The 20,135-nt window shown below is 67.7% G+C and carries 19 protein-coding genes; 11 read left to right on the forward strand and 8 right to left on the reverse strand.

Going from position 1 to position 20,135, the window contains the following annotated elements; all coding sequences use genetic code 11:
• Nucleotides 1-76 precede the first annotated feature (76 nt).
• The gene (locus ACIHAX_RS07895) at nucleotides 77-1,030 is read right to left on the reverse strand and encodes an NmrA family NAD(P)-binding protein (protein WP_397276429.1); all 954 of its coding nucleotides are present in this window, start codon (nucleotides 1,028-1,030) and stop codon (nucleotides 77-79) included.
• A gap of 134 nt (nucleotides 1,031-1,164) precedes the next feature.
• Here ACIHAX_RS07895 and ACIHAX_RS07900 point away from each other — a divergent pair, with 134 nt between their 5' ends.
• Entirely contained in the window at nucleotides 1,165-1,677 is a 513-nt protein-coding gene (locus tag ACIHAX_RS07900; RefSeq protein ID WP_355077966.1) for a helix-turn-helix domain-containing protein, read from the forward strand.
• A 241-nt stretch (nucleotides 1,678-1,918) separates the two neighbouring features.
• On the opposite strand, the gene ACIHAX_RS07905 is transcribed toward ACIHAX_RS07900, so the two are convergent.
• Together ACIHAX_RS07905 and ACIHAX_RS07910 are read right to left on the reverse strand one after the other, a co-directional pair.
• On the reverse strand, nucleotides 1,919-2,842 hold the full coding sequence (locus ACIHAX_RS07905) for an NADP-dependent oxidoreductase (protein WP_397276432.1): 924 nt from the start codon (nucleotides 2,840-2,842) through the stop codon (nucleotides 1,919-1,921).
• Nucleotides 2,843-2,915: 73 nt separating this feature from the next.
• The gene (locus tag ACIHAX_RS07910) at nucleotides 2,916-3,641 is read right to left on the reverse strand and encodes an SDR family oxidoreductase (RefSeq protein WP_379252447.1); all 726 of its coding nucleotides are present in this window, start codon (nucleotides 3,639-3,641) and stop codon (nucleotides 2,916-2,918) included.
• A 105-nt stretch (nucleotides 3,642-3,746) separates the two neighbouring features.
• On the opposite strand from ACIHAX_RS07910, the gene ACIHAX_RS07915 reads away from it, so the two are divergent.
• The gene (locus ACIHAX_RS07915) at nucleotides 3,747-4,586 is read left to right on the forward strand and encodes a LysR family transcriptional regulator (protein ID WP_397276434.1); all 840 of its coding nucleotides are present in this window, start codon (nucleotides 3,747-3,749) and stop codon (nucleotides 4,584-4,586) included.
• Between the two features lie 36 nt (nucleotides 4,587-4,622).
• On the opposite strand, the gene ACIHAX_RS07920 is transcribed toward ACIHAX_RS07915, so the two are convergent.
• The gene (locus ACIHAX_RS07920) at nucleotides 4,623-5,849 is read right to left on the reverse strand and encodes an epoxide hydrolase family protein (protein WP_397276436.1); all 1,227 of its coding nucleotides are present in this window, start codon (nucleotides 5,847-5,849) and stop codon (nucleotides 4,623-4,625) included.
• Between ACIHAX_RS07920 and ACIHAX_RS07925 the strand changes: the two genes are divergently transcribed.
• Entirely contained in the window at nucleotides 5,849-6,850 is a 1,002-nt protein-coding gene (locus tag ACIHAX_RS07925; RefSeq protein ID WP_364425683.1) for a YafY family protein, read from the forward strand. The two genes, ACIHAX_RS07920 and ACIHAX_RS07925, sit on opposite strands and share 1 nt — an antisense overlap.
• 13 nt (nucleotides 6,851-6,863) lie before the next feature.
• On the opposite strand, the gene ACIHAX_RS07930 is transcribed toward ACIHAX_RS07925, so the two are convergent.
• The gene (locus ACIHAX_RS07930; RefSeq protein WP_364425685.1) at nucleotides 6,864-7,634 is read right to left on the reverse strand and encodes a helix-turn-helix transcriptional regulator; all 771 of its coding nucleotides are present in this window, start codon (nucleotides 7,632-7,634) and stop codon (nucleotides 6,864-6,866) included.
• 120 nt (nucleotides 7,635-7,754) lie between these two features.
• Between ACIHAX_RS07930 and ACIHAX_RS07935 the strand changes: the two genes are divergently transcribed.
• Nucleotides 7,755-8,732 carry a zinc-binding dehydrogenase gene (locus ACIHAX_RS07935; RefSeq protein ID WP_397276694.1) on the forward strand — a complete coding sequence of 326 codons (978 nt, stop codon included), beginning with the start codon at nucleotides 7,755-7,757 and terminating at the stop codon, nucleotides 8,730-8,732.
• A 13-nt stretch (nucleotides 8,733-8,745) separates the two neighbouring features.
• Here the strand turns inward: ACIHAX_RS07935 and ACIHAX_RS07940 are convergent, their stop codons facing one another.
• Complete coding sequence (locus tag ACIHAX_RS07940; protein ID WP_397276439.1) at nucleotides 8,746-10,200, reverse strand: serine/threonine-protein kinase; 1,455 nt, start codon at nucleotides 10,198-10,200, stop codon at nucleotides 8,746-8,748.
• A gap of 425 nt (nucleotides 10,201-10,625) precedes the next feature.
• On the opposite strand from ACIHAX_RS07940, the gene ACIHAX_RS07945 reads away from it, so the two are divergent.
• Nucleotides 10,626-11,819, forward strand: a complete 1,194-nt coding sequence (locus ACIHAX_RS07945) for an NAD(P)/FAD-dependent oxidoreductase (RefSeq protein ID WP_397276441.1) — start codon at nucleotides 10,626-10,628, stop codon at nucleotides 11,817-11,819.
• The gene (gene sigJ, locus ACIHAX_RS07950) at nucleotides 11,816-12,736 is read left to right on the forward strand and encodes an RNA polymerase sigma factor SigJ (protein ID WP_356966148.1); all 921 of its coding nucleotides are present in this window, start codon (nucleotides 11,816-11,818) and stop codon (nucleotides 12,734-12,736) included. Before ACIHAX_RS07945 ends, sigJ begins: the two co-directional genes overlap by 4 nt.
• 288 nt (nucleotides 12,737-13,024) lie before the next feature.
• Here the strand turns inward: sigJ and ACIHAX_RS07955 are convergent, their stop codons facing one another.
• Complete coding sequence (locus ACIHAX_RS07955; protein ID WP_397276443.1) at nucleotides 13,025-15,388, reverse strand: beta-ketoacyl synthase N-terminal-like domain-containing protein; 2,364 nt, start codon at nucleotides 15,386-15,388, stop codon at nucleotides 13,025-13,027.
• A gap of 107 nt (nucleotides 15,389-15,495) precedes the next feature.
• Between ACIHAX_RS07955 and ACIHAX_RS07960 the strand changes: the two genes are divergently transcribed.
• From ACIHAX_RS07960 to ACIHAX_RS07975, 4 genes are all read left to right on the forward strand, one after another.
• A complete protein-coding gene (locus ACIHAX_RS07960) occupies nucleotides 15,496-15,999 on the forward strand; it encodes a GtrA family protein (RefSeq protein ID WP_355077980.1) in 504 nt (167 codons plus the stop codon).
• Between the two features lie 120 nt (nucleotides 16,000-16,119).
• Nucleotides 16,120-17,481: a M20/M25/M40 family metallo-hydrolase gene (locus tag ACIHAX_RS07965; RefSeq protein WP_364425693.1), complete on the forward strand. Its 1,362-nt coding sequence runs from the start codon at nucleotides 16,120-16,122 to the stop codon at nucleotides 17,479-17,481.
• 22 nt (nucleotides 17,482-17,503) lie between these two features.
• Entirely contained in the window at nucleotides 17,504-18,037 is a 534-nt protein-coding gene (locus ACIHAX_RS07970) for a YbhB/YbcL family Raf kinase inhibitor-like protein (RefSeq protein ID WP_397276445.1), read from the forward strand.
• Between the two features lie 16 nt (nucleotides 18,038-18,053).
• The gene (locus ACIHAX_RS07975; RefSeq protein ID WP_397276447.1) at nucleotides 18,054-18,563 is read left to right on the forward strand and encodes a hypothetical protein; all 510 of its coding nucleotides are present in this window, start codon (nucleotides 18,054-18,056) and stop codon (nucleotides 18,561-18,563) included.
• 162 nt (nucleotides 18,564-18,725) lie between these two features.
• On the opposite strand, the gene ACIHAX_RS07980 is transcribed toward ACIHAX_RS07975, so the two are convergent.
• Complete coding sequence (locus ACIHAX_RS07980; protein ID WP_397276449.1) at nucleotides 18,726-19,295, reverse strand: TetR/AcrR family transcriptional regulator; 570 nt, start codon at nucleotides 19,293-19,295, stop codon at nucleotides 18,726-18,728.
• A 41-nt stretch (nucleotides 19,296-19,336) separates the two neighbouring features.
• Between ACIHAX_RS07980 and ACIHAX_RS07985 the strand changes: the two genes are divergently transcribed.
• Entirely contained in the window at nucleotides 19,337-19,846 is a 510-nt protein-coding gene (locus ACIHAX_RS07985; protein WP_397276451.1) for an HXXEE domain-containing protein, read from the forward strand.
• Nucleotides 19,847-20,135: the final 289 nt, after the last annotated feature.

A 20,135-nucleotide genomic window follows, 5' to 3' on the forward strand; every position in this document is an offset into this window, starting at 1 on the left:
GTGCCAGTGAGAATCGTGTCACCTGGTACATGAAGCGTTGCTGCCCACTAGTGCGCACACGCCGGGATCCGATGGATCAATGTCCGGGGGCCGCAACGAATTGGTGACTGTGTTCGCGGAGGAACTCGGCGAACGTCTGCGGCGAACGGCCGATGGCCTCGGTGAGTGCGGTGGTATCGACCGGCGGGGCCGAGGGCAGCTGGGAGAACATCGCGCCGATGGCCGAAATGTGCTGCGCCATGGCTGGATTGATGGATGGTTCGGTGCCGTTGTGTGCGAGGGCTTCCAGTTCGCGCTGCCATTGACCGGCAGGGATGGGGGTGTATCGGACCGGTGTTCGCGTTTCGGCTCCGATGAGAGCGGCGATCTCGGCGTGGCTGTGCACGGTCGCCCCCTGCGGGTAGAGCGTGGTGCCGCGAGGGTATCGCGCCGGGTCGGTCAGCGCCGCCACGGCGAGATCGGCGGCGTCGAGACCGCTGATCCACGGCACCGCCGCATCGCCGAAACTGTTGGCGAAGCTGCGGGTCTGGCGGATGGATCCGGCGTGCAACAGCACGATGTTCTCGTAGAACAGGGCCTTGATCCGTAAGATCGTCGGTTCCAGTCCCGCCCAGGACAGCACCTGTTCAGCGGCCCATTGCGCGCGTCCCAGCCCACTGGGGTTGTCGGGGGCCGAGACCGCCATGGACATCACGACCAGCCGCGGCGTGGTCTCGGCATGCCGGATCGCGGAGGCGAGATCGGCGGCGGCCTGCACGATGCCGGGAGCGACCGGATAGGTGAAATACACGGTGTCCACGTCCCGCACGGCCGCATCCAGCGTCCGGCGATCCAGCAGATCGCCCACGACGATTTGCGCGCCGAGAGCGCGAAGGCGTTGTGCGCGTGCGTCATCCGCGCGGACCAGCACGCGGACCGCGTGGTCGTGTTCACGAAGACGCCGCACGACATGTGAGCCGGTGCCGCCGTGTCGTCCGCCCGCACCGATGACGAGCGTGGTGGTTCGGGGGCTGTCGGGGGAGAAAGTCACAAGTGCGCCTTCCGATCGTTCACCAGGGTGAGATGTGGCAGCTCGTGGTCCGGCTGCGACGCCCACGCTAGAACCAGTAACTACTATTATGCAAGTTACTGTAGGGTTACTGTGGATGGCGAAAGGATCAGCAGGTGCGGCGAACGAGTTTCCAGGCGATGGGGTGCCCGATTGCGGGCGCTCTGGAGTATGTCGGCGACTGGTGGACGCTGCTGATCGTGCGCGACGCGCTGGACGGGTTCACCAGATTCGACGAGTTCGAACGCAACCTCGGCATCGCCCCGAATATGCTGACCAGGAGATTGCGCACTTTGGTCGAATCCGGGCTGCTCGAACGCAGGCGCTACAGCCAGTCCCCGCCCCGCTACGAGTACGTCATCACCGACAAGGGGCGAGACCTTTCTCCGGTCCTCGTCGCCCTGTACGCCTGGGGCCGCAAACACACGGGATCGGATGCGCCGAGCGTGGTCCTCACCGATCGGGACACCGGGGAGGAGGTCATGCCCGGCCTCGTGGACCAGCACAGCGGACGCCCCCTCTCGGCCGTCGACCTCGCCTTCCTCGCCGGCCCAGGGGCCGACGGTTTCATGCGTGAACGTCTCGACCCCGAGTTGCGGGAGGCGCGGCGCCGACGCGGCGCCAACTAAGCGCACGTCTCCTTTGACGGACTGATGCCAGACGGAAAAACCGCGCGGAGCAACGGCCTGATGTGCCGAGCCGCGACAGCCGCGGCTGCCGCAACTCGATGCGGTTCGGCCCTTCGGACGCGTTCGAAGCCAGGACAGATCGGGATTCGCCTGGTCCGTCCGCGTTGCCCATCACCACGGAGGCACGCGCCGCGGCAATGAGCGAGGCCGTTCGGAGCAGGCTGCATTGTGTTGGTGCAGGTCAGGGCTCGAGCACGATCTTGCCGTGGGTGTGGCGGCGTTCGAGTTCGGTGTAGGCCTGGCGGACCTGCGCCAACGGGTAGACGTTCGCGATCGGGACTTCGAGGTGTCCGTCGGCGATCAGGGCGGCCAATTCGGCGAGCACCTCGGCGCCGGGCCTGGCGTCGGTTCCGGGTTCGGTTTTGACTCCGTACTTCGCGGCTGCCGCGAAATCGGCGATGGTGTCGATCCGTTCGACCGAGACGCCGAGAGCCAGGGCCAGTTCGACGTAGCCGCCGCCGTGGGTGTCGATGAAGGCATCGACGCCGCCCGGTGCGGCGGTCTCGATCCGTTCGGCGACGCCGGCTCCGTAGGCTACCGGAATCACGCCGTGGCTTTGCAGCCATTCGTGGTTGCGCTCGCTCGCCAGGCCGATCACGGTGGCTCCGGCACGGCGAGCGAGCTGTACGGCGAGCGAGCCGACTCCGCCGGCCGCCGCGGAGACCACAACGGCCTCACCCTGCCCGAGCTGTACGGAATGCACTGCCCGCCAGGCGGTCACGCCGGCGACGTAGAGGCCGCCCGCCACCTCCCATGAGACGTTGCGCGGTTTGGGTGTGAGGTTGTCGACGTCGACCAGGACCACCTCGGCCTGGGCGGCCCGCTTCTCGGAGAACCCGATCACCTCGTCGCCGACCGAGAATCGGTCGACTCCGGCGCCGACCTCGGCGACAACCCCAGCGAGGTCGCTGCCCTGCCCGGACGGAAATGTCGAGGGAAAGATGTCGGCCATCGCGCCGGTACGGATGGCCGCCTCACCGGGATTGATGCCAGCCGCCCTTACCTGCACGAGGACCTGCCCGTCCTCGGGTACGGGCCGGTCGACGTCGTCGACCCGCAAGACCTCGATTCCGCCGAACTCGTCGTATCTGACTGCCTTTGTCATGGTCTTGCTTCTCCCTCGGCGCGCGGCGCGCAGCTGACGTCGAGAACGGGAACGGGCGGCAACGGTGTTCTTGTCACCAGGGCACTGTTCCGGCGTCGTCGAAGAATCCGCCGGTCGGTCCGTCGTCGGGCAGGGTCGCGAGGTGAATCGCGATGGCCGCGCCCTGTTGCGGTGTGCGGACGCCGCGAAAGCCGTTGAGGTCGGTGGCGGTGAAGCCGGGGCAGCCGGAGTTGATCAGGATTTTGGTGTCGCTGAGTTCCTTGACGTATTGGATCGTGAGGGCGTTGAGGAAGGTCTTCGACGCCAAGTAGGCGGCGGGAACCGGGCCCATGTCGATGCCGGGTGTGGTTTGCAGGGCGAGCGAGCCGACGCTGCTGGACATGTTGACGATTCGCGGTGAGGCCGAGGCGCGCAGCATCGGCAGCATCGCGTTGGTGACCCGAATGACCCCGATCACGTTGGTTTCCACGACGATTCGCACGGTCGCGGGATCGACGGTGGTCGGTGTCTGCGGCAGGTCGCCGGTGATCGCGGCGTTGTTGACCAGGACGTCGAGCCCGCCGGCCTGGTCGGCGATCAATTCGGCCGCCGCGGCCACGCTCGCGTCGTCGGTCACGTCGAGCGGCACACCGAACGCATCGGTCCCGGCCGCGCGCAGCTTCTCCACCGCGGTGTCGCGGCGTTGCCGATCCCGCGCGCCCACACCGATTCGCCAGCCGAGCGCGCCCAGGCCTGCGGCGATCTCGTATCCGATTCCCTTGTTCGCGCCGGTCACCAGCGCGATCGTCTGTTCACTCACACCGTCGATCCTGCTGCGGCTGCGGGTGCGGCGTCCAAGACCGGTCGGGTTTGCGTCGATACCGCACGGGTATCGGTCGAGGTCATCGCCGGTTACCATGGCCTGGTGGAGACGCGGGAGATGCGATATTTCGTCGCCGTCGCCGAGGAGTTGCACTTCGGGCGAGCGGCGCAACGGCTCTCCATGGCGCAACCACCACTGTCGCGAGCCATCCAGCAGCTCGAGCGGCGGCTCGGAGTCGTTCTGCTGCACCGCACCGCTCGCGCCATCGCCTTGACCGAGGCCGGGACGGTGCTGCTGCGCGAGGCCCGGACCGCGCTCGACGCGGTCGAAGCCGCCGAGCGCCGCACCCGCCGCGCCGCGGCCGACCAGCCGGGTGTGGTGCTGGTCACCAAGGCCGGCGCGTCCAGGGAACTGTTGTCGAAGCTGCTGGACGCCTACGCCGCCGAACCGGGCGCCGTGGCCGTCGAGGTGATGCTGTGCGGGCCCGGCGAACCGGAAATTCTGCTGCGCAACGGGCGTGCCGACGTTGCGCTGCTCCACCGGCCCTACGACTCGACAGCCGGATTCGACACCGAGGATCTGCATACTGAACAGCAGGTGGTGGTCCTGCCCGCGGGTCATCCCCTCGCCGACCGGGCGCATCTGTCGTTCGCCGAACTCAACGCCCAGACGGATCTGCCTCTGCCGCGCTGGCCGCGACGGGATGGAAGTTATCCGGACGGCCCCGGCCCGCGGGTGCGCGACCATACCCAACTGCTCCAACTGATCGCGCTCGGACTGGCCTGCGCGGTCGTGCCCGAGTCGCTGCGAACTCAGCTACGCGACGATCATGCCGTGGTGGCGGTGCCGGACGCACCTGTGGTCACGACCGTCATCGCCTGGCCGCCACACAGCAGATCCAAAGCCGTTGCCGACCTCGTCCGCACCGCGACACGCCTCTGATCGGCACCACTGTTCGCCGACCGCATCGGGTTCGGGCTATCGCAGATGTTCGAAGAATGTTCGCAGATCAGCTGTTAGTTGAGCCGGCGCCTCCATGGCCGGGAAGTGCAGGCCGTGCTCGAATTCGGTCCAGTGCGCGTCCGGCGGCGCCGGGACTACCTTGCGCACGGTCTCGTCCGCACTGAACACCGCGAAGCCCTGCGGTACCGCGGGCGCTCCCCAATCCGAGGAGTGCGCTTGGTCATAGAGGGTGTGCGCCGCGGTGATGCCCGCTCCGGTGAACCAGTAAAGGCTGACGGTAGTGAGCAATTGGTCGCGATCGATCGGCAAGTCGGTCCATTCCTCGAACTTCTCGGCGATCCACGCCAGCTGCAGTAGCGGCGAATCGACGAGACCGTAACCGATGGTCTGCGGTCGGCTCTGCTGGATCGACAAGTATCCGGAACCCTCCTTGCGGAACACGTCCATGCGCTCGAGGATCAGCTTGTCGACCGGGTCGTCGGCATCGAGGCGCTCGGCTATTCCGGGAAGGAACGTCGCCACATTGGCGGCGGTCAGCGGATCGGTCACGACGTGGACGCCGATGACATGCTCGCTGTCGCGGGCGCCGACCAGGCCGGATATGCCTGCGCCGACGTCGCCGCCGTGAACCCCGTAGCGCTGGTAGCCCAGCCTGCGCATCAGCTCGATCCACGCGTTCGCGGTGCGGCCCATCGCCCAGCCGGTCGCGCTGAGCGGAGTGGAGAAGGCGTAACCGGGCAGCGACGGCGCGACCACATGGAACGCAGGCCCCTCGGCCGGGTCGACCAAAGGCTCGATGAGGTGGAGGAATTCGGCGACCGAGCTGGGATAGCCATGGGTGATCAGCAGTGGCGTCGCGTCCGCTCGGCCGGAGCGGACGTGCAGGAAATGAATGCGCTGGCCGTCGATCTCGGTCGTGAACTGCGGGTAGGAATTGAGCGCGGCTTCCTGCGCACGCCAGTCGTAGCCGGTGCGCCAATATTCGGCCAGCTCCTTCAGGTAGAGCTGCGGTATGCCGCGGTTCCAGCCGGCATCGGGCAACTCGGCCGGCCAGCGGGCATCGGCGAGCCGATGGTGCAGGTAATCGAGATCGGACTGCGCGATGTGGATGCGAAAGGGCTGGACTGCGTCACTCATTGGGGTTCTCTCTGTCGGCTCGGGCGAGCGTTTCGCGCTGGTGAAACATAAGGTAGTTGCAATTGCGGAAAGGTTGGTTCCTCGATTCGGGAGAAGATCGATCAATGTTCGAAACCTCGGCACGACTGCTTCGTCTGCTTTCGCTGCTGCAAGCGCGCCGCGACTGGACCGGACCCGAGTTGGCCGCTCGACTGGAGGTCACCGTGCGCACCGTCCGCAACGACGTCGACCGCCTGCGACGGCTCGGCTATCCCGTCGAGGCTCGGCCGGGTGTCGACGGTGGATACCGGCTGGGTGTCGGAGGTGCGCTGCCGCCGCTGCTGCTCGACGACGACGAAGCGGTCGCGATCGCGATCGGGATGCGCAGCGCCGCAGCCGGTTCCATCGCGGGCATCGAAGAGACCTCGTTGCGTGCACTGACGAAACTGCAACAGATATTGCCGTCGCGGCTGCGCCGTCGCGTCGACGCCTTCGGGTCGCACACTCTCGCGCTTCCCCCGCGCGGCCCGCTCGTCGACCCGGATGTGCTGACCGTGATCGCCGACGCCTGCCGCGACCATGAACGACTGCGGTTCGACTACCAGACGCATTCGGGGGCCGCCGGTCGGCGTTCGGTGGAGCCGTATCGCCTGATCAACGATCGACAACGCTGGTATTTGATGGCCTGGGACCTCGACCGCGTCGACTGGCGGACCTTTCGCGTCGACAGGATGCGGCCCCGCACACCGACCGGCCCCCGCTTTACGCCGCGGCCGCTGCCGCCCGACCATGAGATCACCGCACGAGTCGCCCGCGGAATCGGCGAGTCGACGTGGCGCTTCCGCGCCAGGGTGATCGTGCACGCACCCGCGGATCACGTGCGCAGCCGACTCCCGATTCCCGTCGACGTCGAGCCGTTGAGCGAGGACCGGTGCGCGTTCGAACCCGGCTCCGACCATCCGGAAATGCTGGCGCTCTACCTCGGGCTGCTTGGCGCCGACTTCGAGATCGTGGACTCACCCGAACTGGTGCGGACCCTGCGGACGATCAGCGAGCGCTACCAGCGCGCGCTCGCCCCGTCGTCGGGTCGACGTCGATGGTCGCCACCGACGGGCGGGGCCTTGTGATGTGGTGGCGAGGTCATGGAGTGGTGCGGTAGCGGCCCGGGGTGGTGCCGACGAGGTTGGTGAAAGCGGCGATGAAGCTGCTGGGGTTCGCCCAGCCGCAGGCGTGGGCGACGCGGGTGGTGTCGTGGCCGTCGGCGAGCAGGACGAGTGCGTGGTAGACGCGGAGCTGGGTGCGCCACTCGTAGAAGGTCATGCCGAGTTCGTTGTGGAACAGGCGGCTGAGGCTGCGGGCACTGGCTCCGATCGTGCGCCCGAGTTCGGCCAGTGACGTGTTGTCCGCGGGGTTCTCGGAGAGGATCCGCGCAATCGCTTGCAACCGGTCGTCATGGGGTTTCGGCAGCACGAGTGGCTGTTCGTGTGCTTCCTGGAGTTCATCGACGAGGACGCGGCGAAGGCGAGCGCGCGCGGCGCGGTCGTGGTCGCGTGGGCTCGTGAGGGTGAGCAAGATTTCGCGGGCGAGGCCGGAAGCCAGGAACACGGCGGGACGGTCCGGCACGAGCCGCGCCTGGGATGGGGGTAGGAAGACGATCCGCATGTCGGTGTCGCCGTGCGCCCGATGGTAGTGCGTGAACTCGGCAGGGGTCCACGCGATTCGATTGGCCGGAACGATCGATGTGCCCTGTTCGGTGTGCACGGACAGGACGCCGCGAGCCGCGTAGACCAGGTGTCCACGCGGATGGGAGTGCACCGAGCTCGTTCCCCCCGACGGCCACAGGTGCACCCCTCCGGACGGCCACAGCTGGGATGTCGGGCCGAGCCGGGGAAGTTGGCGGCCAACGGGCATGGGTTGGCATTCTATCGGTAGACGGCCACACGATCGGCTGGCGACAGTGGACGCATGCGCAATGACCTCCATTCAGACAGCACCGCCGCCCCGATGCGGCGTGAGACGACGAGTACGACGATGCGAGCGGCCGTCTGTGTACGGGCGGGTGACCCGGAGGTACTGGAGATCCGTGAGCTACCGGTACCAGCGATTCGGGAGGGCTGGAGCCTGGTGCGGGTGAAGGGCGCGGGCTTGAACCGATCGGAGCTGCGAACCCGTCAGGGACATTCCCCGAACGTCCGGTTCCCCCGTGTGCTCGGGATCGAATGTGTGGGAATCGTGGCAGCCTCGACCGATCCCATGTTGCCGGTCGGCGCGACCGTCGCGGCGGTGATGGGTGAGATGGGCCGGGAGTTCGACGGCGGCTACGCGCAGTACGCGTTGTTGCCGAATTCGCTGCTGATGCCGGTCACCACCAGGTTGCCGTGGGAGGTCTTGGCCGCACTGCCCGAGACATACTTGACCGCGCAGGGCTCACTCGACGCATTGGGCATCGTGGCGGATAGCCAGGGGCGGTTGCTGATTCGCGGTGGGACATCGTCGGTGGGTATGGCGGCAGCGTCGATCGCGTCCGGCCGCGGCATCGAGATCGCTGCCACGACCCGACGGCACGACAAGATCGACGCGCTGACCGCGATCGGCGTCGACCACGTACTCGTCGACGACGGCGGGTCGCTGGCGGCCGGCGTGCAGGCGGTCTGGCCCGAAGGGCCCGACTACGTGCTGGATCTCGTCGGAGCGCGCACGGCGGTGGACTCGCTGCGCCTGGTCCGCCGGGGCGGCACGGTATGTGTGGCGGGTTCGCTGAGCGGGTGGCTGATCTCGGACTTCGAACCGATAGCGATGATCCCGTCCGGAACCAAACTGACGGCTTTCCACAGCGACAACCTGAAGGGCAGCGCGGGCGCGGCCGTGCTGCAGCGCGTCGTCGACGAAGTCGAGGCCGGTGTCTATCGACCCAACCTCGACCGTGTCTTCGGTCTGGACGACATCGTCGCAGCCCATCGGTACATGGAGGACAACCGGGCCACCGGAAAGGTCGTCGTGGTGCCCTGAGCGCTCTGCGGGCTCATGGCCGGTTCCTGGGACGCTTGTCAGCGAGCCAGCGCCTGGTCGCGGGGGACAGGGTGCACAGCAGCCCCGTACAGGAGAAAAACAGGAGCGTGCCGACGAAAACCAGGTCGCTGGTACGGCTGTCGCCACCCAGACCGGCTCCGGCTCCGACCAAGCCGACCAGCGTGAGGATCCCGGTACCCAACGCCACGGCGATGCGGCCCGCTCGCTTGCGCCGGAACAGTGCGATCGAGCCGCCGAGCAGCACCAGTGCCATCGTGGTGGAGATCGCCATGGGGGCGAGAAGTTCGAGGGCGACCTCACGCAGCGTCTGGCGGTGACCGTATTCGATATGCGGGGTCGTCAGCTCCATCACCCCGTTGGCGATGATCAGACAGAAGACCAGCCCGAAGCCGAACGCGACGACAGCGCCGATCCTGGGAACGACGCCGGATGGCCGGGCCGGATCGTGGATGGGCGTGAGCGGCTGCAGCGGCGGTAGGTGTTGGGCGCGCCACCGGGGCTCCGAAGGCTGGTTGAGCAGGGTCGGGGCCGAACGCGGCCACGGGTCGACCGCCGTGGCGGGGTGGGCCGAGCGTTGGTCGACGAAAGCCGGCGCGGGCGCCACGGCGGGAGCGTCGCCGCGCAGGGCCGCCGCCGCGGCCGCGGCGAAGTCGCCGCAGCTGGCGAATCGTTCGTCGCGGTGCTTGGCCAGGGCACGGGCGAGCACCTCGTCGAGTCGTCGTGGCAACTCGGGGCGGGTTCCGCTGAGGCGCGGCACCGGCTTGGCGATGTGTCCGGCGACGATTTGACCGGGATTGGTCGAGGGGAACGGTGGTTGCCCCGCCAGCATCGTGTAGAGGGTGCACCCGAGGGAGTATTGATCGGCGCGGTGATCGACCGGCTCACCGGACAGTTGCTCCGGCGAGGCGTAGGCGAGTGTGGCGGTGAACGTTCCGGTGGCGGTCAGTTTGGTATCGGCGTCGAGTATTCGCGCGATCCCGAAATCGGTGAGCAGAGCATGTGTTTCGCGACCGGCTTCCGGTTCGGCGATCAGGATGTTGGCCGGTTTGATGTCGCGATGCAGCACACCTCGGCTGTGGGCGTAGTCCAGCGCCTTCGCCGTATCGCCGACGATCCGCAGGACCTGTTCGGGGCGGGTGCTCCGGGGATCGAGCCGCGCAGCGTCGGTGCCACGGACGTACTGCATGGAAATCCACAGGTGCCCGTCCTCGGTGCCGCGGTCGTAGACGCCGACGATGCCCGGATGCTCCAGGCGCGCAACCACATTGGCTTCCTGTTCGAACCGCCTGCGCAGCTCCTGGTCCTCGGACACCGCGCGATTGAGCAGTTTGAGCGCCACCAGCCGCGGCAGGCGCGGGTGCCGCGCCAGATAGACGGTGCCCATACCGCCTTGCCCGAGCACGCCCTCGATCACGTAGCCGGCGAACGACTCGTGCTGCCTCAACACCTATGGCCCCCTTCTAGACCCGGCCACCCGGACCGCAGGCAGCATAACTCCTGGTTTCCGGGCCCGGCTTCGCGACGGGGACCTGCCGCACGGTCCGTGGCCGTCGCCGAAGGTCGACCGGATCGAACCGATCGCGGCCAAGTATGCCGAGGAGTGACCGCGCGGCGTATACCAGTTCTGCATTCGTCATCGGACCGCCCTGCGGCGAGGCTGGGGGCTGCCGGAAGCCGTCATCCTCTGAGTGAACATGTTCCAGATCGGCGACGCGATACCTGCGTTGGGAGGACCCGCAAGCCGCCCTGTACTGCCGATTCGTGCACTCCGCCTGTACGCGAGCCGACGATCTCGGCGGGCTGGCGACGGGCTGCGAATGTGACGGCTGTCACTTCGTGTCAGATCTGGACGGTGTGGCGTGTCTGGAGGGCATGACTGATTTCAATGCCATCACCAAAGTGGTTGTGATCGGCGGCGGTTACGCCGGTACCGTGGCGGCCAATCGGCTGCGGCTGCGGCGCGATGTCGAGATCACACTGGTCAATCCGCGTCCGCGGTTCGTCGAGCGCATGCGGTTGCACCAGTTCGTGGCCGGTACCCATGAGGCTGCCGTCGACTACGACACACTGCTCGGCGCCGGGGTGCGGATGATCGTCGATCGTGCCATCCGCATCGATACCGCCGCCCGCCGGGTGGAACTGGGTTCGGGGCGCGCACTCGACTACGACTACGTGGTCTACGCGGTCGGCAGCACCGCCGCCGTGCCGGCGTCGGTGCCCGGTGCCACCGAATTCGCCTTCCCGATCGCCGAATTCGAACACGCCCAGCGGCTGCGCGCGGCGCTGGCGGACGTGCCGGTCCATGCGCCGATTGTCGTCGTCGGCGGCGGGCTCACCGGCATCGAGACCGCCGCCGAACTCGTGGAGCAGGGCCGTACCGTGACACTGGTGGGTGGCGGTAAGTTGGCGGCGAACTTCTCGAATCCGGCCCGGCGATCGGTGGCGAAGTGGTTATCAGAGAATGGAGTCGAGGTGCGTGAGCAAGCGCGGGTGGGCGAGGTGCGACGCGACGGGGTCGTCCTGACCGACGGCGATGTGCTGCCCGGTGCGATCACGATCTGGACCGCCGGATTCGGGGTGCCCGAACTGGCGGCACGCAGTGGGCTGCGCACCGATGACCTGGGCCGGCTGCTGACCGACGAGACGTTGACCAGTCTCGATGACGAACGCATCGTCGCCGCAGGGGACGCGGTCGCGCCCTCGGGCCGCCCACTGCGGATGAGCTGCTATGCCGCCCAACCCTTGGGCGCGCAGGCCGCCGACAATGTACTGGCCCGCATCGCCGGGGACGAACCTGCTGTGCTGGACGTGGCCTTCACCGCCTGCACCGTGGGTTTGGGTAGCCGCGCGGGTGCCATGCAATTCAGCCGTCGTGACGACACACCCGTGCCGATGTATCTCGGCGGGCGAACTGCCGGGTGGATCAAGGAACGGGTGGGTCTCGCGGGCCCGATCGGGACCATCCGCAAAGAAGCCCGCAAACCCGGCGCGATCCCGACCTTCCTGGGCTTGGGCAGGCGTAAGGATCTGAGCGCAGCCGAGCCGCAGGGAGTTCCGAAGCCGTGACCTCCACCGACGAGCACACCGAGCGTTTCGTTCACCTGCGACCGCTGCTGTTCACCATCGTCTACGAAATCCTGGGCTCGGCAACCGAAGCCGACGACGTGCTGCAGGACAGCTATCTACGGTGGCGGGGGGTGGACCTGGCCACGGTCCGGGATACGAAATCTTATCTGGCCCAGCTCGTCACGCGGCAGGCATTGAATGCGTTGCGGGCCGGCGCCAGTCGTCGCGAGGAGTACGTCGGACCGTGGCTGCCCGAGCCGCTGCTGCTCACCGACGGTGACGCCTCGAGCGATGTGGTACTCACCGAATCGGTCTCGATGGGGATGCTGATCGTGCTGGAAACGCTCACCCCCACCGAGCGGGCGGTCTTCGTGCTGCGTGAGGTCTTCGGCTTCGACTACGACGAAATTGCCTCCGCGACAGGAAAATCCGTCGACGCCGTGCATCAGACCGCCCGCCGCGCCCGCAACCATGTCCATTCCCGGCGCAAGCGCTACGGCCCCGTCGACACCGTCCGAACCGCCGCGGTCACCGAACGCTTCATCACGGCCGCGACCACCGGGGACATGGAAGGCTTGCTGTCGCTGCTCGCGCCGGACATCACCTGGACCACTGACAGCGGCGGCAAGGTGACCGCACTGCCGGAGCTGGTCATGGTCGGCGCCGAACGAGTGGGCGCGATTCTCATGGCGGTCTTCAAATACGCTCAGCGGCGACCGGAAGTACGCATCGAGACAGTGAACTGCAACAGTCAACCGGCACTCGCGTGCTATATCGGCGACAAACTGGAAGCCGTCCTCGTGTTCGACATCGCCGACGACCAGATCGTCAGCGGCTACGGCATCCGCAACCCCGACAAACTGGCCGCTCTCGAAATCCCGCGCGCCATCAGCCGCACTGAAACGCCCACGGCGTAGTCCCGCCCCACCTGGTGCATCCCATAATGCCGGGGACGGTGTCGGTAGTGGTGTAGCTGAGGAGTGCGTCGATGTGTGGACGCAGGGCGCGCCAGGTGGTGGGATCTTCCCGCGAGGGCACCTGTCGGCACCCACGCGCACCACCCGAACCCACTGATCGGACCACTGGGAGGACGTCGCGCTGTCCCACCTCTCCGGCTGATCTCCCGCAGGCCGGACGAGCGTGCGATCGACCGCAGCGAAAGCGCGATCTACCGCACCGCAGATGCTCTCGCTTGCGATTTCGGTTCAGCCGAGCAATTCCCGGCTCAATGCGAGCAGTTCAGCGGTCGACAGAGCTTCCTCCTGCACCGGCGGTCGCGGGTCCGCCGCCGACGCAGTGGGTTCCGAGGGCACCGTCGCCGGGTTCGCGGGTTCGAGGCGGGCGTGGAGTTCGGCGGCCAACAGCTCCACGGTGGGGCAGCCCCAGATGACGGCGGCGGGGACCTCGATGCCGAGGCGGGCTCCGAGGCGGGCCGACAGTTCCACGGCGTGCACCGAGCCGATTCCGAGCTGTTCGAAGTTCTGCCGGGCGGCCACCCGGTCGGGCTCGATGCCGACGACTTCGGCCAGTTCGGTGGTGACCAGGGCGGCGAGCGCAGCGACGCCGGGCGCGGAGGAACGTGTGGGGTCACTCGACGCGATCGCCACGGGGCGCGCCGCCGAGTCGTCGATCATCGCGATGGAATCGACCGATTCGGCAGTTGCGCCCGACGCCGCGACCGCCGCGGACTGAGATCTTGCACTCGAAATGCCAGTAGTGGCAGCGATTTCGATGGGCACCGCGTCCCACGAGGGCGACCCGGGTGCCTCGCCGCGGGCCTGCGGGTCGGCCCAATGCCGTTCGCGCTGGAACGGATAGGTGGGCAGCGAGACCGGGCGGCCCGCCGGGTTCACGGCAGTCCAGTCGGGCTCGATGCCACGCTCGAACAGCCTTCCCACCGCGTGCAGTAGGTCGCGGTGGTCCACTGTGCCGGGACGCAGAGCCGCCGCCAGCAGCAGATTCAGCGCCTCATGGTCGTCTCCCTCGGTGTCCCCATCCTCGGCGAGGTAGGCGTCGAGGAATTCGACGACCTGGCCCACGTTGTCGGCGACCGTCGAAATTCGATGCTGGAAGGCGGTTCTCGTGGCAAGCGTGTGCGCGAGGTCGCTCAGGCGGATGTCCGGGTCGCGCACGAGACGCTCACGCAGCCGATGAGCGTGTTCCCGCAGCGCGGCTTCGGTGCGGGCGGACAGCACCACCAGCCGCTGCGAGACGCCGCCGTCATCGACCGGATCGTGCGCGGGTGCCGCTTCGGCGATGACGTGGGCGTTCGAGCCGCCGAAACCGAACGCGCTCACCGCGGCGCGCGCGGGGGCGTCGTGCCGCGGCCACGGCATCGCGGTGTCGGCCACGCGCACTCCCGTCGCGGCGGGATCGAATTCCGCGGGTGCGTGGTCGAAGTGGAGGCTGCGCGGGATCCGGCGATGCGACAGGGCGAGCGCGACTTTCACCAGTCCGGCCATGCCCGCGGCCGCTTCGGTGTGTCCGATATTGGTTTTGACCGAGCCGACGATCAGCGGTGCGCCGGGCGGCCTGCCGGTGCCGTAAACCTCTGCCAGTGCGGTCAATTCGGCGCGGTCACCGACGGCGGTGCCGGTGCCGTGCGCCTCGACGTAGTCGATCGTCGCGGCGTCCACACCCGCTCGCGCGCAGGCCCGCCGCAACAGCTGCCGTTGACCGTCGGCGCTGCTGGCGGGCATGGAGCGGTGCCTGCCGTTGTTGTTGGTGGCACTGCCCAGCAGGGTGCAGTAGACGCGGTCGCCGTCGCGCAACGCTTGTCGCAGCGGCTTGAGTACGACGACCGCACCGCCTTCGCCGCGCACGTAGCCGTCGGCGGAGGCGTCGAAGGTGTGTGACCGGCCGCGCGCGGACAGCACACCCAGCGCGGACAACCCGATCGCGGTCTCCGGTATCAGATTCAGTTGCACGCCACCGGCGACGGCCAGCGCGCTCTCACCCGTCCGCAACGCCTGGCAGGCCAGGTGCACCGCCACCAGCGATCCGGCGCAGGAGGCATTCACGGTCATGCTGGGACCGTCGAAACCCAGGAAGTACGACACCCGGTTGGCGATCACACCCTCGACATCTCCGGTGCTGGTGAACGGGGTGATGGCGGTGGCGCCCCTGGCGAGTTTGACGGCGCGATAATCGTTGAATTTGTTGGCGAAATACACGCCGGTGTCCGGCACCCGGTCGGGCCGGATCGCCGCGTCTTCGAAGGCTTCCCAGGCCAATTCGAGCGCCAAGCGCTGCTGCGGATCCATATCGGCCGCCTCACGCGGGGTGATCCCGAAGAATTCGGCGTCGAAACCGGCGACATCCGCCACATACCCGCCCGCGACCGACACCGTCTTGCCCACTGCGGCACGATCGCGCCCGCGGTGGTCGCCGCACCAGCGGCCCGGCGGCGGCTCGTCGGCGATCGTGTCGATCTCCTCGATCAGCAACCGCCACAACGCTTCCGGAGAATCGGCGCCGCCGGCGAAGCGACAGCTCATGCCGATCACGGCGATCGGCTCCGCGCCGACGCGGTCCGGCCGAGAACCGTTGCGCCGCTTGGTCTTTTTCACGCTACTCACCTGCCCGCGATCCACCGACCGTGCACTCGCGCAACAGGCGGTGCGGTGAATCTGCCGATCTTGTTGTGGGGTCGGGACATGTGTCGGAGACTTTACCTGTGCTGTTTTCCGAACGCCCCGTTTTCGCCCGGGTGACGTCCGCGCTGGGGGGCGAGGCACGGCGTCGAGAACTATTCCGATTCGCTTCCGTCGGTGTCGCAGCGTTCACGCTGGACACCGCGGTGTTCCTGACCTTGAAGAGCACTGTGCTCGAGCCGCATCCGGTGACGGCGAAAGTGGTCGCTGTGCTGGCGGCGATCACGCTGTCATATGTGCTCAACAAGCAGTGGTCCTTCGATGAACGCGGTGGGCGGCGCGGTCATCACGAGGCCGCGCTGTTCTATCTGGTCAGCTTCCTTGCCGTCGCGATCAACACCGCGCCGCTGTGGGTGTCGCGGTACGTGCTGCATCTCGAGGTGCCCGAGGTCTCCCGCTTCACCCAGAACGTGGCCGACTTCGTGGCCGCCCAGTTGATCGGCACCGCGCTGGGGATGGTGTTCCGGTTCTGGGCCTTCGTGCGGGTGGTGTTCCCCGACAAGGTCCAGCCGCCCGATCCGGTGTGAGTTCCGATCACTCTGATGACAACCCTGTCGAAGGTGATCGCGCACCGTGCGGGCCGCGTCGCCTCGCCGTGACACCCGTCCGCGCGTTCGCCCTGCCGCACGGGTGGTAGGAAAGGGAGCGTGTCCGCAACTGGCGAAGGATTCGACCCGAACAGAAACTCCCGCGCGGTGTCGGAAGTGGTGGAGCTGGTCAGCACGCTGATCCGCTTCGACACCTCCAACACCGGCGACCTGGCCACCACCAAGGGGGAGCGCGAGTGTGCGCAGTGGGTGGCCGACCAACTGCATCAAGCGGGGTATGTCACCGAGTACGTCGAGTCCGGCGCGGAGGGGCGCGGCAACGTCTTCGCGCGACTGGAGGGAGCCGACCCGAGTCGCGGCGCGCTGATGATCCACGGGCATCTGGACGTGGTGCCCGCCGAGGCCTCGGACTGGAGCGTGCACCCGTTCTCCGGTGCGGTGCGCGACGGCTACGTGTGGGGTCGCGGCGCGATCGACATGAAGGACATGGTCGGGATGGCGCTGGCGGTGGCCCGCCAGTTCAAGCTCGAGGGCACGGTGCCGCCGCGCGATCTGGTCTTCGCCTTCCTCGCCGACGAGGAGAACGGCGGCAAGTGGGGTTCGCAGTGGCTGGTGGACAACCGCCCCGATCTGTTCGACGGCGTCACCGAGGCGGTGGGGGAGGTCGGCGGGTTCTCGTTGACCGTGCCGCGGCCCGACGGCACCGAACGCAGGCTGTATCTGGTGGAGACCGCCGAGAAGGGCCTTGGCTGGATGCGGTTGCGCGCCAAGGCCCGCGCGGGCCACGGCTCATTCCTGCACGAGGACAACGCGGTCACCATCCTCGCCGACGCGGTGGCCCGTCTGGGCAAACACACCTTCCCGTTGGTGCTGTCGGATTCGGTGGCCGCGTTCCTCGCCGCCGTCGCCGAGGAGACGGGTCTGGAGTTCGATCCGGCGAGTCCCGACATCGAGGGCCAGCTGGCGAAGCTGGGCACCATCTCCCGCATCATCGGCGCGACCCTGCGCGACACGGCGAACCCCACCATGCTGCAGGCCGGTTACAAGGCCAACGTGATCCCGCAGACCGCCGAGGCGGTGGTGGACTGCCGTGTGGTTCCCGGACGGCAGGCTGAGTTCGAGCGGGAGGTGGACGAGCTGATCGGCCCCGACGTCGAACGCGAGTGGATCACCAAGCTCGACTCCTACGAGACGACCTTCGACGGCGATCTGGTCGAGGCGATGAACAACGCCGTGCTGGCCCACGACCCGCGCGGCCGCACCGTGCCCTACATGCTCTCCGGCGGGACGGATGCGAAGGCGTTCGCCCGCTTGGGTATTCGCTGCTTCGGTTTCGCGCCGTTGCAGTTGCCGCCGGAGCTGGACTTCACCGCCCTGTTCCACGGCGTCGACGAGCGGGTGCCGGTGGAGGCCCTCGAATTCGGCACCCGCGTGCTGGAACACTTCCTACTGCACAGCTGATCCGATCCGGAAGAGAGGTTTCATGACCTACAACCCCTACGACGCGCTTCCGCAGGTGCCGTCGTTCACGCTCACCTCCGACGACGTCACCGACGGGCAGCCGTTCAAAAATGAGCAGGTCAGCGGCATCTTCGGGGCGGGTGGCCAGGACATCTCCCCGCAGCTGTCCTGGTCGGGTTTCCCTGCGGAGACCAAGAGTTTCGCGGTGACGGTGTACGACCCCGACGCGCCCACCGCCTCCGGCTTCTGGCATTGGGTCGTCGCCGATATCCCCGTGAGCGCGACCTCCCTGCCCGCGGGCGCGGGCAGCGGCGAAGAGGGCGGCGCGATGCCGACCGGTTCGATCACTCTGCGCAACGACGGCGGCTTCCACGGCTTCGTCGGCGCGGCCCCTCCGCCCGGGCACGGCCCGCACCGCTACTTCATCGTCGTGCACGCCGTCGACGTCGACAGCCTGGGCATCGATGAGACCGCCACCCCGGCCTACCTGGGCTTCAACCTGTTCTCCCACACGCTGGCTCGTGCGACCCTGGTCGCCACCTACGAGCAGAAGTAGGAACCGCCGCACGATCGTGGCCCTGAGCGAATCGCTCGGGGCCACGGTGCTTTCTGCCGGCAGCGCTCATGCAACAGGATTTCGCGGGCGCGAATCGGCCTGCGCCGTCGAGAATCACTTTATGGACATCTCTGAAGCGGTCCGAGGCGCGCGCCTGCTCGCTGCCGATATCGAACGGTCCCTCGGCTTCTCGGCAAAGGTCGGCACCGAGTACCCCGAACGGTGGCGCCGCTTCCACGAGTCGGCGGGGCGTCCGATCCCGACGGCGTGGGTGAGCATTTCGGTACCGGAGGTCGGCACGACCATAGCCCTGGATCCCAGCGACCCGGGCAGTACGACTGCCGAAGGGTTCGCGATGGGGCTCGTGCAGGTTCTGCAGGACGATATCCAGATCCACCTGCGCGAGCCGTGGCCGAGGGATCCCGCCGCGAGCGGCCACGCCCTGGCGGCGACCGAGCGGGGCTGGCAGAGCACGGTGGATCGCGACCACCTGGTTCCGTATGGCGAACTCGGGCTTGCGACTTGATCCGGCCCGTCGGCAGTTCCAGTGTCGACTCGTTCTCGTCGGCACATGGATTCAGTGGTGCACGGAGCGCTTACTGCCGCCGCAATCGGGCGGATATGGCTCAACAAGCTCGGGAAGTGCTGGTTCTCGGGCATCCGGGGTCTTCACCGATGACTGGTGGCCTCAGTTACTGATCGCGCGGCGTGTTGCCGCGACCAGGGTGTCCGCGGTGGTCCGGTCCATGGGTTCGCTGGTGATCAGCCAGTGATAGACCAGGGGGCCGAACACGAGGTCGCGGACAGTCTCGGTCGGCAGGTCGGGGCGCAGCCCGCCTTGTTGGCGGGCACGCTCGATCACGGCGGTGATCACGTCGTTTCGCGGTCGCAGGTAATGCTCGCGCAGCTGACCGGCGAGCGTGGCGTTGCGGCCGACGTCGGCGTGCACCGCGAGCACCACTCGCCCGAGTGATGACGCGGCCAGTCGGGTCACGAAGGTGACGGCGAGTTCCGTGAGGTCGCGCAACGCGTCGCCGGTGTCGGGCACCTCCAACGGCGGAACCGCCTCGATGAGCGCGCGCACTACGAGTTCGTCCTTGGTCGGCCAGCGCCGATACACCGTGGGCCTGCCGATCCTCGCGCGGGAGGCGACCGCCTCGATCGTGAGATCGGCGTAGCCCGATTCGATCAGCAGGTCGATCGTCGCGGCAATGATCGCCTGGTCTATCTCACTATTGCGCGGTCGCCCTGTCGCCATATAGTTACGTTACATCACGTAATGAAAGTAGGTAGATCGCGATGCGGAAATCCGTGACGTGGGGGCTGTTCCTGGCCTGGTTGGCCAACGACGCCGAAGAGTGGTTCACGATGTCGCGGTGGTCGCGAACCAACGCAGCCAAGGGCGGCAAGCCGCTGCCGGGGCCGGTATGGCTTCGAACGGAGGTCTCGCCCGCGCACTCGCGGGTGGCCATCTCACTGATGGGGCTGATCGTGCTGACGGCCTCGGCCGCAGGCGCGCGGACCGGCGGCGGCTCCCGGTTCTTTCAAGCCACGCTGCTCGGCTTCGGCGTCCACGGCGTCGGTCATCTGGCGCTCACCGTGGCGCACCGAGGCTATACGCCCGGGGTGGCGACCGCGCCGACGGTGGTCATTCCGTTCTCGCTGTGGGCCTGGCGAACGTTGGGCCGGGCCGGAGTTCGGCGCGACGACGCCCACACCTGGCTGGGCAGCGCGGTGTTGCTGCCCACCACGCTCGCGGCCGTGCACGCCGTCGCACGGGCCGTCACCGACCGGCCGGATCGGCCCTGAAGGCCGAGCCGGATTCGCCTGCGCCCTCGGGAATTGTTGTCAAGTGAGGTCTTTCACGCACTCTGATGGCACGAGCTGGCATTCCAGTGGTCTGTCTCCGCCCTGGGGGCCGGGCGCGGGCAGCCCTGCCGCCGTTCTCGCCTGGCCCGTGACGAGAAGCTCGGGAACGAGCGCGGGTCAGTTGCGGGCGGAACTCATGATGCCCATGCTGTCAGGTCCCTTAAATCGGCGTAGCCAGAGCGCGCCGCCCCGGACAGGACTGCGCCGCCGCGGTATTCCCAGGGGGTTA

Origin of the sequence: Nocardia sp. NPDC051929 (genome assembly GCF_044548645.1) — a bacterium.
GTDB classification, from domain to species: Bacteria; Actinomycetota; Actinomycetes; order Mycobacteriales; family Mycobacteriaceae; genus Nocardia; species Nocardia sichangensis.

What these genes read in the sequence shown, in the direction of transcription:
- ACIHAX_RS07930 (WP_364425685.1), bottom strand. Translation starts at nt 7,634, where the DNA reads ATGCCCGTTGGCCGCCAACTTCCCCGGCTCGGCCCGACATCCCAGCTG.
- ACIHAX_RS07980 (WP_397276449.1), bottom strand. Translation starts at nt 19,295, where the DNA reads ATGGCGACAGGGCGACCGCGCAATAGTGAGATAGACCAGGCGATCATT.
- ACIHAX_RS07905 (WP_397276432.1), bottom strand. Translation starts at nt 2,842, where the DNA reads ATGACAAAGGCAGTCAGATACGACGAGTTCGGCGGAATCGAGGTCTTG.
- ACIHAX_RS07925 (WP_364425683.1), top strand. Translation starts at nt 5,849, where the DNA reads ATGTTCGAAACCTCGGCACGACTGCTTCGTCTGCTTTCGCTGCTGCAA.
- ACIHAX_RS07935 (WP_397276694.1), top strand. Translation starts at nt 7,755, where the DNA reads ATGCGAGCGGCCGTCTGTGTACGGGCGGGTGACCCGGAGGTACTGGAG.
- ACIHAX_RS07945 (WP_397276441.1), top strand. Translation starts at nt 10,626, where the DNA reads ATGACTGATTTCAATGCCATCACCAAAGTGGTTGTGATCGGCGGCGGT.
- ACIHAX_RS07970 (WP_397276445.1), top strand. Translation starts at nt 17,504, where the DNA reads ATGACCTACAACCCCTACGACGCGCTTCCGCAGGTGCCGTCGTTCACG.
- ACIHAX_RS07985 (WP_397276451.1), top strand. Translation starts at nt 19,337, where the DNA reads ATGCGGAAATCCGTGACGTGGGGGCTGTTCCTGGCCTGGTTGGCCAAC.